This is a genomic window from Arthrobacter sp. OV608 (assembly GCA_900110595.1).
Taxonomy (GTDB): Bacteria; Actinomycetota; Actinomycetes; order Actinomycetales; family Micrococcaceae; genus Arthrobacter.
On record FOEZ01000001.1, the window covers coordinates 37,893 to 54,733 of the forward strand.

At 63.9% G+C, this 16,841-nt stretch carries 15 protein-coding genes and 1 tRNA gene; 13 read left to right on the forward strand and 3 right to left on the reverse strand.

All coding sequences use genetic code 11. The features are described from left to right. Window positions 1–73 precede the first annotated feature (73 nt). Together BMX78_RS00210 and BMX78_RS00215 are read left to right on the forward strand one after the other, a co-directional pair. Window positions 74–1,528: an ATP-binding protein gene (locus BMX78_RS00210; protein ID WP_091415028.1), complete on the forward strand. Its 1,455-nt coding sequence runs from the start codon at window positions 74–76 to the stop codon at window positions 1,526–1,528. Beyond that, window positions 1,525–2,214 (forward strand): LuxR C-terminal-related transcriptional regulator, encoded by a 690-nt coding sequence (locus BMX78_RS00215; protein ID WP_170850645.1) that lies wholly within the window; start codon window positions 1,525–1,527, stop codon window positions 2,212–2,214. Before BMX78_RS00210 ends, BMX78_RS00215 begins: the two co-directional genes overlap by 4 nt. A gap of 142 nt (window positions 2,215–2,356) precedes the next feature. On the opposite strand, the gene BMX78_RS00220 is transcribed toward BMX78_RS00215, so the two are convergent. Continuing rightward, window positions 2,357–3,574 (reverse strand): pyridoxal phosphate-dependent aminotransferase, encoded by a 1,218-nt coding sequence (locus BMX78_RS00220; protein ID WP_091415030.1) that lies wholly within the window; start codon window positions 3,572–3,574, stop codon window positions 2,357–2,359. A gap of 277 nt (window positions 3,575–3,851) precedes the next feature. Between BMX78_RS00220 and BMX78_RS00225 the strand changes: the two genes are divergently transcribed. The 9 genes from BMX78_RS00225 to rplL all read left to right on the forward strand — a co-directional run bounded on the left by BMX78_RS00225 (window position 3,852) and on the right by rplL (window position 10,442). Beyond that, window positions 3,852–3,924 (forward strand) — tRNA-Trp (locus tag BMX78_RS00225). 83 nt (window positions 3,925–4,007) lie between these two features. Further along, window positions 4,008–4,292 carry a preprotein translocase subunit SecE gene (secE, locus tag BMX78_RS00230; protein WP_091415032.1) on the forward strand — a complete coding sequence of 95 codons (285 nt, stop codon included), beginning with the start codon at window positions 4,008–4,010 and terminating at the stop codon, window positions 4,290–4,292. Window positions 4,293–4,405: 113 nt separating this feature from the next. Beyond that, window positions 4,406–5,236: a transcription termination/antitermination protein NusG gene (nusG, locus tag BMX78_RS00235; protein ID WP_091415034.1), complete on the forward strand. Its 831-nt coding sequence runs from the start codon at window positions 4,406–4,408 to the stop codon at window positions 5,234–5,236. A 128-nt stretch (window positions 5,237–5,364) separates the two neighbouring features. Further along, on the forward strand, window positions 5,365–5,796 hold the full coding sequence (gene rplK / locus BMX78_RS00240) for a 50S ribosomal protein L11 (protein WP_003803853.1): 432 nt from the start codon (window positions 5,365–5,367) through the stop codon (window positions 5,794–5,796). A 202-nt stretch (window positions 5,797–5,998) separates the two neighbouring features. Then, window positions 5,999–6,706 (forward strand): 50S ribosomal protein L1, encoded by a 708-nt coding sequence (gene rplA / locus BMX78_RS00245; protein WP_091415037.1) that lies wholly within the window; start codon window positions 5,999–6,001, stop codon window positions 6,704–6,706. Window positions 6,707–6,851: 145 nt separating this feature from the next. After that, the gene (locus BMX78_RS00250; protein WP_091415040.1) at window positions 6,852–7,985 is read left to right on the forward strand and encodes a GNAT family N-acetyltransferase; all 1,134 of its coding nucleotides are present in this window, start codon (window positions 6,852–6,854) and stop codon (window positions 7,983–7,985) included. A gap of 7 nt (window positions 7,986–7,992) precedes the next feature. Then, a complete protein-coding gene (locus tag BMX78_RS00255; RefSeq protein WP_091415041.1) occupies window positions 7,993–9,111 on the forward strand; it encodes a GNAT family N-acetyltransferase in 1,119 nt (372 codons plus the stop codon). Between the two features lie 296 nt (window positions 9,112–9,407). Beyond that, the gene (rplJ, locus tag BMX78_RS00260; protein ID WP_079596662.1) at window positions 9,408–9,989 is read left to right on the forward strand and encodes a 50S ribosomal protein L10; all 582 of its coding nucleotides are present in this window, start codon (window positions 9,408–9,410) and stop codon (window positions 9,987–9,989) included. Window positions 9,990–10,067: 78 nt separating this feature from the next. Continuing rightward, window positions 10,068–10,442, forward strand: a complete 375-nt coding sequence (gene rplL, locus BMX78_RS00265) for a 50S ribosomal protein L7/L12 (RefSeq protein WP_066277893.1) — start codon at window positions 10,068–10,070, stop codon at window positions 10,440–10,442. Between the two features lie 68 nt (window positions 10,443–10,510). On the opposite strand, the gene BMX78_RS00270 is transcribed toward rplL, so the two are convergent. Beyond that, window positions 10,511–10,996: an aminoacyl-tRNA deacylase gene (locus BMX78_RS00270; RefSeq protein ID WP_091415044.1), complete on the reverse strand. Its 486-nt coding sequence runs from the start codon at window positions 10,994–10,996 to the stop codon at window positions 10,511–10,513. Further along, window positions 10,996–12,195, reverse strand: a complete 1,200-nt coding sequence (locus BMX78_RS00275; protein ID WP_091415046.1) for an acetyl-CoA C-acetyltransferase — start codon at window positions 12,193–12,195, stop codon at window positions 10,996–10,998. Before BMX78_RS00275 ends, BMX78_RS00270 begins: the two co-directional genes overlap by 1 nt. A gap of 262 nt (window positions 12,196–12,457) precedes the next feature. On the opposite strand from BMX78_RS00275, the gene BMX78_RS00280 reads away from it, so the two are divergent. Beyond that, window positions 12,458–12,931, forward strand: coding sequence for a hypothetical protein (locus BMX78_RS00280; RefSeq protein ID WP_286138731.1), 474 nt, complete (start codon window positions 12,458–12,460; stop codon window positions 12,929–12,931). Window positions 12,932–13,234: 303 nt separating this feature from the next. Beyond that, entirely contained in the window at window positions 13,235–16,744 is a 3,510-nt protein-coding gene (gene rpoB, locus BMX78_RS00285; protein ID WP_091415051.1) for a DNA-directed RNA polymerase subunit beta, read from the forward strand. Window positions 16,745–16,841 lie beyond the last annotated feature (97 nt).

The following is a 16,841-nucleotide window of genomic DNA, read 5'->3' on the forward strand; positions in this document are numbered from 1 at the left end:
ACGGTCCCTGAGTGGCCCCCGGTTCAGGCCGGAACGGGGTCCGGGCAACCCTGATCCGTGTTTGGATTGATCCATGACAACCGCCCCCATCCGGCCCCCGCTGGTCCGGCGCAGCGACCGCTTTATCGCGGGCGTCTGTTCCGGCCTTGCCGCGCACCTGGGCTGGCCGGTCCGCAACGTGCGGGTGGGCATGGCCCTGGCAACACTGGCGGGCGGTGCCGGCATCGTCTTCTATGCCTGGCTGTGGATCATGGTGCCCACGGCGGACGAAAGCGCCCGGCGGCAGGCGCGCCGCCCGACGTCGCCCATTGCGCCTGCTGTGAGCCAGGCCCCCGTCCAGGCAGCTGTTCGCAGCGATGTTCGGGGTTGGGCCCCTGGCCGTGTCCCGGCCGCCGGACCTGGCATGCCAACTTCAGTTATGCCAGGTGCCGGCACTTACCCGCCCGGTCCGGAAGACCCCGCGTATGCCGCGCCCGGTGACTTCGCCGGAACCACTGCGGCGGCAGCACGGCCCCCCTGGTTCCAGTTCCGTGAAATGCGGTACGGCAAGGAAATCCTGCTCGGCGCCGGGCTGCTGCTGGTGGCGGGCATCCTGATCGCCCAGATCCTCGGCGTCGACGTTCCGCTGGGCACCCTGATTCCGGCGGCAGCGGTCCTGGGCGGCGCCTCCATCGCGTGGATACAGCTGGACGAAACCCGCCGTGCAGGTCTCGTGGACAAAACCAAGGCGGACCAGGCCGGCGGGTGGGCACGGCTCGCTGCCGGCCTGGCACTGGTGGTGGCCGGCGTCCTGGTGATGGTGTCAGGCTCCGGTTCCTGGGAACAGACCTGGCTGGCTCTGCTGGCCTCCGTGGCTGTCCTTGGCGGCGTGGTGCTGGTCCTGCTCCCGTGGGCCCTGAAATTCTGGCGCGACCTTGAGGCGGAACGTGCAGGCCGGATCCGGGAAACCGAGCGGGCGGAGATCGCAGCCCACCTTCATGACTCCGTGCTGCAGACCCTGGCCCTGATCCAGCGGCGGGCGTCCAACGAGCACGACGTCGTCCGGCTGGCACGTGCCCAGGAACGGGAGCTGCGGGGCTGGCTGTTCGCCGATCCGGAGAAGGATGCCGGGCAGCTCTCGGACCGGATCAAGGCTGTTGCTGCCGAGGTGGAGGACCTGCTGGGCAATGCCGTGGAGGTGGTGAGCGTGGGGGACACTGCAGTCACTGAGGGCCACGAGGCCCTGATCCAGGCCAGCCGTGAGGCAATGCTGAACGCCTCCCGGCACGGCGGCGGGACCGTTTCTGTGTACCTGGAGGTATCCGGGGGCCGGGCTGAGATCTTCATCAAGGACCGTGGCCCGGGCTTCGAACTGCAGCACGTGCCGGAGGACCGTCTGGGTGTCCGGGAATCCATCATCGGCCGGATGAACCGCCATGGCGGCACCGCCACCATCACCAGCACTACAGACGGCACGGAAGTGCGGCTCGGTTACCCGGCCGCTGCGCAGGCCGAGAAGCCATCACAGAGTACGGAAGGCAAAGCATGAACACCACGCAGGGAGCCGCTACGGGCCCCGTCCGGCCGGCCACACCAGTACGGGTGGTGATCGTCGACGACCATGCGATCTTCCGCTCCGGACTGAAGGCGGACCTTGATCCGAGTATCCACGTGGTGGGGGAAGCAGCAACGGTAGAGCAGGCCATTGCCGTGATCGCCCGGGAACGGCCGGAAGTGGTGCTGCTGGACGTCCACCTGCCCGGCGGCCTCGGCGGTGGAGGACGGGAAGTCATCGCTGGCTCGGCCTCACTGCTGTCCAGTACCAGATTTCTTGCGCTCAGCGTTTCAGACGCCGCGGAAGATGTTGTGGCCGTGATCCGGGCCGGCGCCCGGGGTTATGTCACCAAGACCATCTCCGGGAAGGAAATCACCGATGCCGTATACCGGGTGGCCGGGGGAGACGCCGTTTTCTCCCCGCGCCTGGCAGGCTTCGTGCTTGACGCCTTCGGCACCGCCCCGGCAGACATCGCTGATGACGAACTGGACAGGCTCTCAGCCCGCGAACTCGAAGTGATGCGGTTGATAGCCCGCGGCTACAGCTACAAGGAAGTGGCCAAGGAGCTCTTCATCAGTATCAAGACGGTGGAAACCCATGTTTCCGCAGTGCTCCGCAAACTCCAGCTCTCCAGCCGCCACGAACTCACCAAGTGGGCCGCCGAGCGCCGCCTCCTCTAACCCAGCCAAACGCTCTCTCACTAACGCGCCCTTTTTCCCCACGCTCCATCACTTGATGTGCCTTAAACCGGAACGCTCTATCACTCTCCTGAAGAGAGTGATAGAGCGTTCCGGTTTTTCCAGCGTTAAGTGAGAGGGCGTCCTACTGGGCTTTGCCCAGGAAGTCCTGCAGCCGCTGCACGCCGGTAGAGAGGTCTTCGTCTCCCAAGGCGTAGGAAAGGCGGAGGTAGCCCGAGGGCCCGAACGCCTCACCCGGAACTATTGCCACCTCAACCTCATCCAGTATCAAGGCAGCCAGTTCGGCGGAGGTCTGCGGCGTGGAGGTGCCGGACGCCGTCGGGAATTCCTTACCGAGCAGCGCGCGGACGTCCGCGTACACGTAGAAGGCACCCGTCGGCGTCGGGCATTCCACGCCTTCGATGGCGTTGAGCCCGGCGACGATGGCCTTGCGGCGGCGGTCGAAGGCCACCTTCATCTCGTCGACGGCGGTCAGCGGTCCGGACACGGCCGCGAGGGCGGCGATCTGCATGATGTTCGAAACATTGGACGTGGCGTGTGACTGGAGGTTTGTGGCGGCCTTGATGACGTCCGCCGGGCCGATCATCCAGCCCACGCGCCAGCCGGTCATGGCGTAGGTCTTGGCCACACCGTTCAGGATGACCACCTTGTCGCCCAGTTCCGGGGCGGCGGTGGCGATGGAGGTGAAGGGAACGCCGTCGTAGGTCAGGTGCTCGTAGATCTCGTCCGTGACAACCCAAAGGCCCTTGGCGGCGGCCCACTTGCCGATCTCCGCCACCTGCTCCGGCAAGTAGACCGAGCCGGTGGGGTTGGACGGCGAGACGAACAGCAGGATCTTCGTTTTGTCGGTGACCGCGGCCTCAAGCTGCTCGACGGTCACCAGGTAGTCCTGCTCGGGGCCGGCGAAAACCTCAACCGGCACACCGCCGGCGAGCCGGATTGCTTCCGGGTAGGTAGTCCAGAACGGGGTGGGGACGATGACCTCATCACCCGGATCCACCAGCGTGGCGAAGGTGTTGTAGACGGCCTGCTTGCCGCCGTTGGTCACCAAGACCTGGGAAGGGTCGACGGCGTAGCCTGAGTCGCGCAGGGTCTTCTCGGCAATGGCCTTCTTCAGCTCTGGCAGCCCGCCGGCAGGGGAGTAGCGGTGGTACTTCGGCTGGCCCGCCGCTTCGATGGCGGCCTGGACGATGTAGTCCGGGGTGGGGAAGTCGGGTTCGCCGGCGCCGAATCCAATAACCGGCCGGCCTGCTGCCTTCAGCGCCTTCGCCTTGGCATCAACAGCAAGGGTGGCGGATTCGGCAATTGCAGATATGCGCTTGGAAACGCGGGCGGCAGACATGGCAGGTCCGTTCTTCGCTTGCAGCCCGGAGGCTGGAATGTGGGATTCGACGAGTTCTACTCTATGCTGTTCAGCGGACCCTCCGGGTTGCCGGTTTTGAATGTGACTGCCTTGCAGCCAGCTTCAGCAAAGGCGCCGGGAAGGGCCGGAAACGGGCCGGTTCGACGAACGCGAAGTTGTTGCGTAGACTGGTTCACCGGTGTTGAAAACACGGATGATGACGTGCGCCCCAGTACAAGCTGGCGGTTCGTTGTGGTCAGGGTGGGATTCACTCCATAGGGTAGTGGCGCAATTGGTAGCGCAGCGGTCTCCAAAACCGCAGGTTGCAGGTTCGAGTCCTGTCTGCCCTGCGCAAGCTGTCCCGGGCGAAAAGCCCGGGGCAAGCGCAGCAACCATGGTTCTGATCAGGGCCGGGTAATCCAACATTGCAAAGATGAGCGAGGACCAGGTGACCGAAACAGCTGCCAGCAGCTCCAAGGGCCGCCCAGCTAAGAAGGACGCCAAGGCAAGCTTCTTCGCCCGCATTGCACTCTTTGTCCGCCAGATCATCGGCGAACTGAAGAAGGTTGTTGCACCAACCCGCAAGGAACTGGTCAATTACACGCTCGTGGTGCTGGTGTTCGTGGCCATCATGATGGTCATCGTCAGCCTGCTGGATATCGGTTTTGGAACTGTTGTTCAGTGGGTCTTCGCCGGAACCGGCCCCGGGGACAGCTAAGGCTGAACCATCCGCAGCTGCGTGTTCCGTCCGGGAAAACCGGAGGGAACACCGGTGTGCGGAATTGAGCCATTTAAATAGGCATGTTAGGCAATGAGGAAGCAGGAGACCAAGTGTCTGAGCAGGAGCTCGAGGTAACCGAGACTGAGCTGGAAGAGTCCGCGGACATCACGGCAGAAGCCGGTGACGAGTCTGAGGTTGATTCCTCCGCGCCCGAAGCCAACGACGCCGATTCCGACGATGACGCCGACTCTGATGACTTTGACGCAGAGTCCGAGGACGAGGCCGGCTCCGGGGAAGAGTCCGCCGACGCCCTCGCCGCCGCCGCAGCCAAGGCCGATGTTGACCCCGCCGAGGAGTTCAAGGCCAAGCTTCGCCGCCAGGAGGGTGACTGGTATGTCATCCACTCCTACGCCGGGTACGAAAACCGCGTGAAGGCCAACCTGGAGACCCGCATCCAGACCCTGGACATGGAAGATTACATCTTCGAAATCCAGGTGCCCATGGAAGAAGTCGTTGAGATCAAGAACGCCCAGCGCAAGGTCATCAACCGCGTCCGTATCCCCGGCTACGTCCTGGTCCGCATGGACCTGACGGACGCCTCCTGGGGCGCCGTCCGGCACACCCCCGGTGTCACCGGCTTCGTGGGCAACGCCCACAACCCGGTTCCGCTGCGCCTGGACGAGGTCTTCTCCATGCTCGCCCCGGTCTTCGAAGAAGAGCAGGCCGAGAAGGGCAAGCCGGTCAACAAGCAGAACCAGGCCCCCGTGGACGTGGACTTCGAAGTTGGCGAGTCCGTCATCGTCAAGGAAGGTCCCTTCGAGACCCTTCCCGCCACCATCTCCGAGATCAAGGTCGAATCCCAGACCCTCGTGGTGCTGGTTTCCATCTTCGAGCGCGAAACGCCTGTCACCCTGGCGTTCAACCAGGTCACCAAGATCTGATTTCCCGAGAATTCGTCCCGGCGCTGCCTGCTTAGCAGCACCGGAACGGCCGGCCGCCTCGCCATGGCGGCCAAAAACCTGAGGCACGCTCCTGTGTCCCAGGACGTTATTGAGAGAAGGACCCTACATTGGCTCCCAAGAAGAAGGTCACCGGCCTCATCAAGCTGCAGATCCAGGCAGGTGCCGCTAACCCGGCTCCGCCGATCGGTCCTGCGCTTGGCCAGCACGGTGTCAACATCATGGAATTCTGCAAGGCGTACAACGCTGCGACGGAAGCCCAGCGCGGAAACGTCATCCCCGTGGAAATCACGGTCTACGAGGACCGTTCCTTCACGTTCATCACCAAGACCCCGCCGGCTGCAGAGCTCATCAAGAAGGCTGCAGGCGTCGCCAAGGGTTCAGCTACCCCGCACACCGTCAAGGTTGCCAAGCTGACCCAGGCCCAGGTCAACGAGATCGCCTCCACCAAGATGGAAGACCTCAACGCCACCAGCCTCGAAGGCGCAGCGAAGATCATCGCCGGCACCGCCCGCTCCATGGGCATCACTGTCGAGGGTTAGTCGCACCCGCCGCCTCTGAACCGGGCTCGGGAAACCCATCACGACGACGGGCGGCACCGCCGGGACACCGGCACCGCCGGGACACCGGCACCATCAAAACTGAAATGTTGGACATCCGGCACGGATAACGGGTCGGAGCACCAACTGTGGCAGGGCCCAGCGCGGTCCGCAGACCACAACTGCACAAGGAGAAACAAGCAGCATGGCAAAGCGCAGCAAAGCATATGAGGCAGCAGCCGCCAAGATCGACGGCGAGAAGTTCTACGCACCGTTCGAGGCAGTGACGCTGGCCAAGGACACCAACCCGTCCAAGTTCGACGCCACCGTTGAGGTTGCATTCCGCCTCGGCGTGGACCCCCGCAAGGCTGACCAGATGGTCCGCGGCACGGTCAACCTGCCCCACGGCACCGGTAAGACTGCCCGCGTCCTGGTTTTCGCCACGGGTGACAAGGCTGAGGCAGCAATCGCTGCCGGCGCCGACTTCGTTGGTTCCGATGACCTGATCGAAAAGATCGCCGGCGGCTGGACCGACTTCGACGCCGCCGTCGCCACCCCTGACCTCATGGGCAAGGTTGGCCGCCTCGGTAAGGTCCTGGGTCCGCGTAACCTGATGCCGAACCCGAAGACGGGCACCGTGACCCCCGATGTCACCAAGGCCGTCAACGACATCAAGGGTGGAAAGATCGACTTCCGCGTCGACAAGCACTCCAACCTGCACTTCATCATCGGCAAGGTGTCCTTCGACGCCATCAAGCTGGCCGAGAACTACGCAGCAGCTCTGGAAGAGGTGCTTCGCCTGAAGCCGTCCGCTTCCAAGGGCCGCTACATCCAGAAGGCCACGGTTGCTACCACGTTCGGTCCCGGCATCTCCGTTGACCCCAACGTCACCAAGGTTCTGACCGAGGCCTAAATCCTCGTCTGAAGCTCCTGCCGCGAATTTCCGCAGCAAACAAGAACCGCCCGGCGCTTGCCGGGCGGTTCTTGTTTAACTGGCGGTTCCATGTTGCCCGCGGGAACCTCTCCGGACGGGCACGTCCGACGCCTAAGCTATGGAAATGGCCGCACCGGATCCGGAACCATCCGCAGCAGAAAACGCAGTACTGACCATAACCGCCGTCGAGGTGCCGCCGGCTGCCGGGCCTGAACACGGGGGAGCCCAACTCAGTGCCGCATTCCAGGCGTGTCACAGCCTGCGGGTGGCCCATGAACTGGCCCTGTGGGGCAACCTTGACCGCTGCCCCACCTTGCCCGAGGCAATGGAGTACTGGCGTGGCAACGACTACGAGGAACGCCACCTCTACCTGGCCCGGCTTGGAACTGAACCCGTGGGCCTATGCTCGGTGACGCTGCCGTTGCGCGAGAACACCCACACCGCCGGAATTGACGTCCTCATCGCCCCCGCCCATCGCCGCCAAGGCCTTGGCCGTGCTCTCCTGGCCCACGCCGAAGGCGTTGCCAGGGCACGCGGCAGAACCTCACTGGACGCCTACCACGAAGTGCCCCTGGACCGGACGGAAGGCGGCTCCCTGCTGCCGGCCAAATCAGGGGCGGGCGGCCTGCCGGTGAATGATCCGGCCGTGGCCTTCGCTGTTGCCGCCGGTTATGAACTGGAGCAGGTGGAACGCTCCAGCCGCCTGGAGTTGCCCGTGCCGGAGGACGTGCTGGACCTGTTGGAAGCCGGGGCCGCACCAAAGGCCGGGGAATACACCTTGACCGGTTGGGATGACACCTGCCCGGAGGACCTGGTGCAGGCCTATGCCCGGCTCAAGGCAACCATGAGCACCGATGTTCCCATCGCAGGACTGGACTGGGAACGCGAGGACTGGGACACGGCAAGGGTCCATGAGGAGGAACAGACGCTCCTGCGCGGCGGTGTCCAGTCCGCCGTCACAGCTGCGGTGCACCGGACCACGGGGGAACTGGTGGCCTACACGGTCCTGAACTGGCGCCCCGGGGTCCCGGAATCCGTTGCCCAGCAGGACACCCTGGTGACGGAGGAACACCGTGGCCGGCGCCTGGGCATGCTCGTCAAAATAGCAAACCTGCGGCGGGCACAAGCGAGATGGCCAGCGGCGAGTTCGGTCCTGACATGGAATGCCAACGAAAACCAACATATGCTGGCCATAAATATCGCACTTGGATTCAAACCTGCAGGTTATGAAGGCGAGTGGCAGAAACGGCTGGGATGATGCGCCTATGGCAAGAGACGTAAAGATCGAGCAGCTTTGGATTCCCGACTCACTGGACGCGCCGGACGCAGCTGACTTCCTGGCCGCCGTCGAGGTAGGCCGGAAAGTCCGCATGCAGACCTGGGGGAGCGATGACCTCGCCTACGGCCCCCTGGAGAAGCTGCTTGAGTTCCAGGACCCTTACGAGCGGCAGCTCATTCTCGTGGCCAAGGTGGACGGGGAGATAGTGGGCACTGTCGATATTGCCCTGCCCCTCGCTGACAACCTGGACCTGGCGGAGTTCACCCTCGACATCCTCCCCGAGTTCCAGCGCCAGGGAGTGGGGCGGAGGCTGCTGCAGGCAGCGGAACAGCTGGCCCGCGAGGAGGGCCGCACCATGATCCTGGTGGACACCAACCATCCGGGCGCTTCCCTGCATGAATTTGAACGCGCCCAGCTGGTCCCCGGCACGGGGCAGGGCTTTGTGCCGCTCGAAAGCCGCGAAGTGGAGTTCGCCCAGCGCACCGGTTACACGCTGCAGCACATCGAACAGTTCAGCTCCTGCGCGTTGCCGCTGGACAGCAAGCTTGTGGCCGACCTGCAGGCGGAAGCGGATGAGGCCAACAACGGGCGGTACCGGCTGCACCACTGGACGGACCGCTGCCCGGAGCAGTGGCTGGAGGCCGTCGCGGCCTTGGAGAACCTGGCCGGGGCCGACGTCGATCCCGCCTTGGATGCGCCCGTTGAGCAGGAGATGGTGTTCGACGGCGCCATCCTCCGGGAGGCCGAAGAAGTCGCCATTGCCCAGGGCAGGCGGACCGTGGTCACTGCCGTCGAACACCTCGCCACCGGGTCCCTGGTGGGTCTGACCACCATCACTGTCCTGGCGCACCGCGCCGACGTCGTCTTCCAGGACGACACCCTGGTCCTGCAGGAACACCGCGGCAACAAGCTTGGCCTGCTGATCAAGGTGGCCAACATGGAGCGGCTTACCGAGCAGTTCCCGGACGCGCGCGTCATCTACACCTGGAACGCCCCGGAAAACCGTTACCTCCTGACCGTGAACAAACAACTGGGCTTCCAGACAGCAGGAGTCACAGGGATCTGGCAGAAGGAGCTCCCGCACCTGCACACCAGCACCAGCTAAGGCTTCGATTTGGCGGTCTCCGTGGCTCTCCCGTAGACTGGGATGACCAAAGACCGTCGGTTGTTGGAAATCCACTCTCTCGAGCATGACTCAACTCTGTGTTGTGCGCGGGAGATGCAGTGGGTTTCTGGACGAAGGACCCTCAACGCAGGGCGGCCGGCGCAGGTGAACGAAGCAAAGCTCCATGGACTGATCTGTGTTGAGCCAAGCCCCGTGCATCTGCGCGGGGCGTTTTTAGTTTTAGCTCTTTTGAGCGGGGACCGTCGCATACCGGCACTATCCCCGGAAGGAGGGTTATGGCAACGCCTACCAAGGTTTCAGCAGTAGCTGAGATCACTAACGATTTCAAGGAATCGAACGCGGCTGTCCTGACCGAATACCGCGGGCTCACCGTTGCACAGCTCAAGCAGCTGCGTGTTTCTCTCGGCCAGGACACCAAGTTCGCGGTCGTCAAGAACACCCTGACCGCCATTGCAGCCAAGGAAGCCGGCGTCGAAGCATTCGACGGCCAGCTTGCCGGCCCCACTGCAATCGCGTTCATCAAGGGTGACGCAGTTGCCGCTGCCAAGAGCCTGACGGATTTTGCCAAGACCAACAAGCAGCTGGTCATCAAGACCGGTTACTTCGAGGGCAAGGCACTGAACGCCAGCGAGGTTGCCGAACTGGCAGCCCTCGAGTCCCGTGAGCTGCAGCTCGCCAAGGTTGCCGGTGTCCTCAAGGCACCTGCCGCCGCCGCTGCACGCATCATTGACGCACTGCGCCTCAAGCTTGAAGAAGAGAACGGTGCACCGGCAGCTGCCGAAGCGCCTGCTGCTGAAGAAGCCCCCGCCGCTGAAGCAGAGGCTCCGGCCGAAGCTCCGGCTGCCGAAGAGAACTAATTCTCTTTACCCCACCAGACTCCGGTGTAACGCAACGCTTCGTGCCGCGCCGACACCACAACAGGAAGGACGCCTACCATGGCGAAGCTCACCAACGAAGAGCTCATTGAAGCTTTCAAGGAACTGACCATCATCGAGCTCTCCGAGTTCGTCAAGCTCTTCGAAGAGACCTTCGAAGTTACCGCTGCTGCTGTAGCTGTTGCCGGCCCCGCCGGTGCTGCTGCTGAAGAGGTTGAAGAGAAGACTGACTTCGACGTCGTCCTCGAAGCTGCCGGCGACAAGAAGATCGCAGTGATCAAGGAAGTTCGCGCCATCACTTCCCTGGGCCTGAAGGAAGCCAAGGACCTGGTTGACAGTGCTCCCAAGGCTGTCCTCGAAGGTGCAACGAAGGAAGCTGCCGAGAAGGCCAAGGAGCAGCTCGAGGCTGCAGGCGCCACCGTTACCCTCAAGTAACAACGCCTTTTCCTGCAAAAGCCCCGTCCACGTTTGTGGGCGGGGCTTTTGCGTTCCCCGGCGGCAGGTCAGGCGGGGTCGCTGATATCCGCCACGACGGCGCCGAGCGCACCGGTGAGGGCGTCCGCGTCTACAAAAGCGCTGTAGCCGTGGGCTCCGGCACCCATCGAGATCCTCCGGCCGGTGATGGTGGCGTCCGCATAGACCGGCCAGCTGTTGGTGCTGCCCAGCGGGGTGATGGTGCCGCGTTCGTAGCCGGTGGCGTCCAGCGCCACATCAGCCGGAGGCAGGGAGAGCTTGTTGACGCCCACGAGGGTACGGAGCTTGGGCCAGGAAATTTGGCGGTCGCCCGGAATCAGGGCGAACAGGAACGAGCCGTCCTTGTGCTTGACCACCAGGGATTTCACAATGTCCGACGGCGGGATCCCCAGGATGCCTGCTGCCTCCTCCAGGCTTTTGGCGGCGGGCCTTTCCACAACCTCGACCTGCAGGCCGCGGGCCTCGGCGTCGGCAAGGAACCTGTCCCTCCCGGCGCCGGGTGCTGCGTCGCCCATCAGTCGCGATACAGCAGGAGCGCTTCGCCCTGCCCGCCGCCGCCACACAGTGACACCGCGGCCTTACCCTTTCCTCGGCGCTTGAGTTCGTGTGCGGCATGGCCTGCCAGGCGCGCGCCGGATGCTCCGATGGGGTGGCCCAGGGCGATGGCCCCGCCATGGATGTTGCACTGCTCCAGGGGATAGTCCAGGTCCTTCAGTGACTGGACCGCCACGGAGCCGAATGCTTCGTTGATTTCGATGAAGTCCAGCTCCGACGTGCTCCAACCCGCACGCCCCAAAGCGTTCTGGATGGCGTTGGACGGCTGGGAGTGCAGTGAATTGTCCGGCCCCGCAACCTGCCCGGGCTTGCCCACAACCGCCAGGTATTCCAGCCCGTGTTCTTCCGCATAGGCCCGGGAAGAGAGGACCAGGGCCGCAGCACCGTCTGACAGGGGAGAGGAATTGCCCGCGGTAATGGTGCCGTCGGTGACGAAGGCTGCGCGGAGCCCGGCCAGCGATTCCACCGAGGTGTTGGGGCGGACGCCCTCGTCGGTGGAGACCACCAGTGCATCCCCCTTGCGTTGCTTGACGCTGATGGGCGCGATTTCGTCGTCGAACGTTCCGTTCTTGGCTGCCAGTGCGGCCCGCTGGTGGGACTGTGCGGCCACGTTGTCCTGGGAGGTCCTGTCGATGCCGAGCGTGAGGTTGCGGGTTTCGGTGGACAAGCCCATGGACTGGCCGTCGAACGCATCGGTCAATCCGTCGTGGGCCGCCGCGTCCAGGGCCTGGATGGAACCGTACGTCCAGCCCTGCCGGGACCCCGGCAGCAGATGGGGTGCCCGGGTCATGGATTCCTGTCCGCCGGCCACCACCACGGAGGCCTCCCCGCCACGGATCATCCGGGCGGCGTCGATCACGGCCGTCAGCCCTGAAAGGCAGACCTTGTTCACGGTCACGGCCGGAACGTTCCAGCCGATGCCGGCGCCAATGGAGCTTTGCCGCGCCGGATTCTGACCGGCACCGGCCTGAAGCACCTGGCCCATGATGACTGCCTCCACCTGGCCGGCATCCACGCCGCTGGCCTTGAGCGCTGCCTTGATGGCATGCGCCCCGAGGTCGACGGCGGTAAAGCTCGCCAGTTGCCCATTGATCCGGCCCTGCGGTGTGCGTACTGCTGCGAGGATGACAACGTCAGTGTTGTCCGTGGAGTTGCCCATGTGTATCTCTCCCGATCTGATTCCGGTGGTAGGCCACCAAGGCTACCGTGACGCTGCTCACCCATCTATTCAAACGCCCGGGCCGGCACAAGCATTCCGGGGAAGGCTGGCGTTCTGCGCAGGGCATCGAGGGGCAGCTGGCGGCAGGGGAGAGGCCCCCATCCGGGCGATGTGCACGACGACGGCGTCCTGCATAGGCTGGACGACGGACAGTTTTGCAAAGGGGACAGCAGGTCCGTGCCCCGGGATGGTTGGAGCAGCAGTGAGAAAATACCTGGCCCTGGCGGCCGCCGCTATCGCCGGACTCACCGCCTGTTCTGTCTCCACGCCCGATTCCGCCGACGGAAGCGGCACTCCAGGCCCGCCGTCGTCCGCTTCAATGGCCACCACGGCGGTGGCTCCGTCTGGACGGGCTTCGACGCCGACGGCTGCGCCGGCAGGAGGAACCAGGGCAGCCTGCGAGCTCTTCAACTCCCTCTTCGCCCACTACCAGGCCGTCCCTGCCGGGGACGCCGACGGCTTCGAGGACACCTACCTGCAGGCCGAAGATGCCAAGGCCACCGTCAGCGAGGACCTTGCGGGGCTCTTTGCATCGCTGAGCCTGCTCGCCATCGACCATTCGGCAGCCGCTGAGTCCGGCGGCGGCCCGGCCCAGGAGTCCAAGGACGCGGTCCGGGACGCCGTGTTCGCCAACGCCGGGACCTGCACCGCCGAAGGCGTCACCCTGCGTCTCTAGCAAGCCACTGCCGGAGGCAGCCGTGAAAACCGGTGCTTGCAATCGGACAAGATGTGGGGTAGACATGTAGGTTGTTTTGCCGTATCGTAGATATTTGCGTCTTCCCTGTTTACCTTCAGCCTTCATATAGCGGTGGGCTTTCGCCTGGCAGCTGGCAATCAACGTGCCGTCAACAACGTCACAGGATTATCGGCACCGGCCCCGGGTCATATAGCGGAACCGGATGGTAGCACTGCGGAGTCATTCCGCAGGGTGCAGCGGGGGAGATCTGAAAACGCCTGAAGGTCTGTGGAAGGATCCCTCTTGGTCGCCTCGAGCACCTCTAATAACGAAACCGCTAACACCGCCGACAGCACTGATGGTGCCACTCGCCGGCTCTCATTCGCAAAGATTCACGAACCTCTTGACGTTCCGAATCTGCTTGCCCTCCAGACGGACAGCTTCGACTGGCTGGTCGGGAACGAACGCTGGCAGGCACGCGTAGCCAAAGCTGTCGAAGAAAACGATCTCAGCGTCGCCACCACGTCCGGCCTCTCGGACATCTTCGAAGAGATCTCCCCGATCGAGGACTTCCAGGGCACCATGTCCCTGAGCTTCTCCGATCCGGAGTTCGCTGACCCCAAGTACACCATGGCCGAATGCAAGGACCGGGACGCTACGTACTCGGCTCCGCTGTACGTCAAGGCCGAGTTCATGAACAACAACACGGGCGAAATCAAGCAGCAGACCGTGTTCATGGGCGACTTCCCGCTGATGACCGAGAAGGGTACCTTCGTGGTCAACGGCACCGAGCGTGTCGTCGTCTCCCAGCTGGTCCGCTCCCCGGGCGCCTACTTCGAGCGCGCCGCTGACAAGACCAGCGACAAGGACATCTTCACCGCGAAGATCATCCCGTCCCGCGGCGCCTGGTTCGAGCTCGAGATCGACAAGCGCGACCAGGTTGGCGTTCGCCTCGACCGCAAGCGCAAGCAGTCCGTCACCGTGCTGCTGAAGGCCCTCGGCTGGACCGAAGGCCAGATCCTCGAAGAGTTCGGCCAGTACGACTCCATGCGGGCAACCCTGGAGAAGGACGCCACCGAGACCCGCGAAGACGCGTTGCTGGACATCTACCGGAAGCTGCGCCCGGGCGAGCCGCCCACCGTCGAGGCTGCCCAGTCCCTGCTGGACAACCTGTACTTCAACTCCAAGCGCTACGATCTGGCCAAGGTTGGCCGTTACAAGATCAACCGCAAGCTTGGCATCGACCGCTCCCTTGGCGACAAGGAAGCTTCGGTCCTGCACGTTGAAGACATCGTTGCCATGATCAAGTTCCTCGTTGCGCTGCACGCCGGCGAGAAGACCATCAAGGGCACCCGCGATGGCCAGGAAGTGGACCTGCGCGTCGAAATCGACGATATCGACCACTTCGGCAACCGCCGCATCCGCGCTGTCGGCGAGCTCATCGAGAACCAGGTCCGCACCGGCCTGTCCCGTATGGAGCGCGTTGTCCGCGAGCGTATGACCACCCAGGACGTCGAGGCCATCACGCCGCAGACCCTGATCAACATCCGCCCCGTGGTGGCAGCCATCAAGGAGTTCTTCGGAACCTCCCAGCTGTCGCAGTTTATGGACCAGAACAACCCGCTCTCGGGCCTGACCCACAAGCGCCGCCTGTCCGCGCTTGGCCCCGGTGGTCTGTCCCGTGACCGCGCCGGCATGGAAGTCCGTGACGTGCACCCGTCCCACTACGGACGTATGTGCCCCATCGAAACCCCTGAAGGCCCGAACATTGGCCTGATCGGTTCGCTGGCCTCCTACGGACGCATCAACCCGTTCGGCTTCATCGAAACCCCGTACCGCCTGGTCAAGAACGGCGTCGTTTCCGACGACGTCCAGTACCTGACGGCCGACGACGAGGCTGAGGTGCTGATCGCCCAGGCCAACGCGCCGCTGGACGAGAACAAGAAGTTCGCCGAGGACACCGTCCTGGTCCGTGCCCGTGGTGGTGGAGGCGAGCCCGTCCTCGTTCCCGCCGAGGACGTCGAGTTCATGGACGTTTCCCCGCGCCAGATGGTGTCCGTGGCTACCGCCCTGATCCCGTTCCTCGAGCACGATGACGCCAACCGCGCACTCATGGGTGCCAACATGCAGCGCCAGGCCGTGCCGCTGGTCCGTTCCGAGGCTCCCTTCGTGGGCACCGGTATGGAGCGCGCCGCCGCCGTCGACGCCGGTGACGTTGTCATCGCGAAGAAGGCCGGTGTGGTCACCGAGGTTTCCGCCGAGCTCGTCATCATGCTCAACGACGACGGCACCGAGACCAACTACCGCATCAACAAGTTCGCCCGCTCCAACCAGGGCAACTGCTACAACCACCGTGTCCTGGTGAACGAAGGCCAGCGCCTGGAAGTTGGCGGCATCATCGCCGACGGCCCGGCAACGGACCAGGGCGAGCTCGCCCTCGGCAAGAACCTGCTCGTGGCATTCATGTCATGGGAAGGCCACAACTTCGAGGACGCCATTATCCTCTCGCAGCGCATTGTTGCCGAGGACGTTCTTTCCTCCATCCACATCGAGGAGCACGAGATCGATGCCCGCGACACCAAGCTTGGTGCCGAGGAAATCACCCGTGACATCCCCAACGTGTCCGAGGAAGTCCTGGCAGGCCTGGACGAGCGCGGCATCATCCACATCGGTGCCGAGGTTGAAGCAGGGGACATCCTGGTCGGAAAGGTCACCCCGAAGGGTGAAACCGAACTGACCCCGGAAGAGCGCCTGCTGCGCGCCATCTTCGGCGAGAAGTCCCGCGAAGTCCGCGACACCTCCCTGAAGGTGCCCCACGGCGAGTCCGGCACCGTCATCGGCGTGCGCGTCTTCGACCGCGACAACGACGACGAACTGCCCCCGGGCGTGAACCAGCTGGTCCGCGTCTACGTGGCTGCCAAGCGCAAGATCACCGACGGCGACAAGCTCGCCGGCCGCCACGGCAACAAGGGTGTTATCTCCAAGATCCTCCCGATCGAGGACATGCCCTTCCTTGCCGACGGCACCCCCGTTGATATCGTCCTGAACCCGCTGGGTGTCCCGGGCCGTATGAACGTGGGCCAGGTGCTCGAAACGCACCTCGGCTGGGTTGCCAAGACCGGCTGGAAGATCGAAGGCGAGCCCGAGTGGGTCAAGCAGCTGCCGAACCTGCCGCGCGAGAGTGGCCAGACCACTGTTGCAACGCCGGTGTTCGACGGCGCCCGTGAAGAGGAAATCACGGGCCTGCTGGACTCCACCAACGTGACCCGCGACGGCGAACGCCTGATCAACTCCTCCGGCAAGACCCGTCTGTTCGACGGCCGCTCCGGCGAGCCGTTCCCGGATCCGATCTCGGTCGGCTACATGTACATCCTGAAGCTCCACCACCTGGTGGACGACAAGATCCACGCGCGCTCCACCGGCCCGTACTCCATGATCACGCAGCAGCCGCTGGGTGGTAAGGCACAGTTCGGTGGCCAGCGCTTCGGTGAAATGGAAGTGTGGGCGCTCGAAGCTTACGGCGCCGCCTACACGCTCCAGGAACTCCTCACCATCAAGTCCGATGACATCCATGGCCGCGTGAAGGTCTACGAAGCCATCGTCAAGGGCGAGAACATCCCCGAGCCGGGCGTTCCCGAGTCCTTCAAGGTCTTGATCAAGGAAATGCAGTCGCTGTGCCTGAACGTGGAAGTCCTCTCCACGGACGGAACCACAATTGAAATGCGTGACTCTGATGACGCAGTCTTCACGGCTGCGGAGGAACTGGGTATCGATCTGTCCCGTGCAGAGCCCAGTTCCGTAGAAGAGGTCTAGCAGGTGAGGTACGACGCCGGGTGACCGCCCGCCGTCGTACCTTGCCTCCCTCCTCCCCGCACCAAGACTTCAGAATTTAGAGAACAAGAGAGAACAG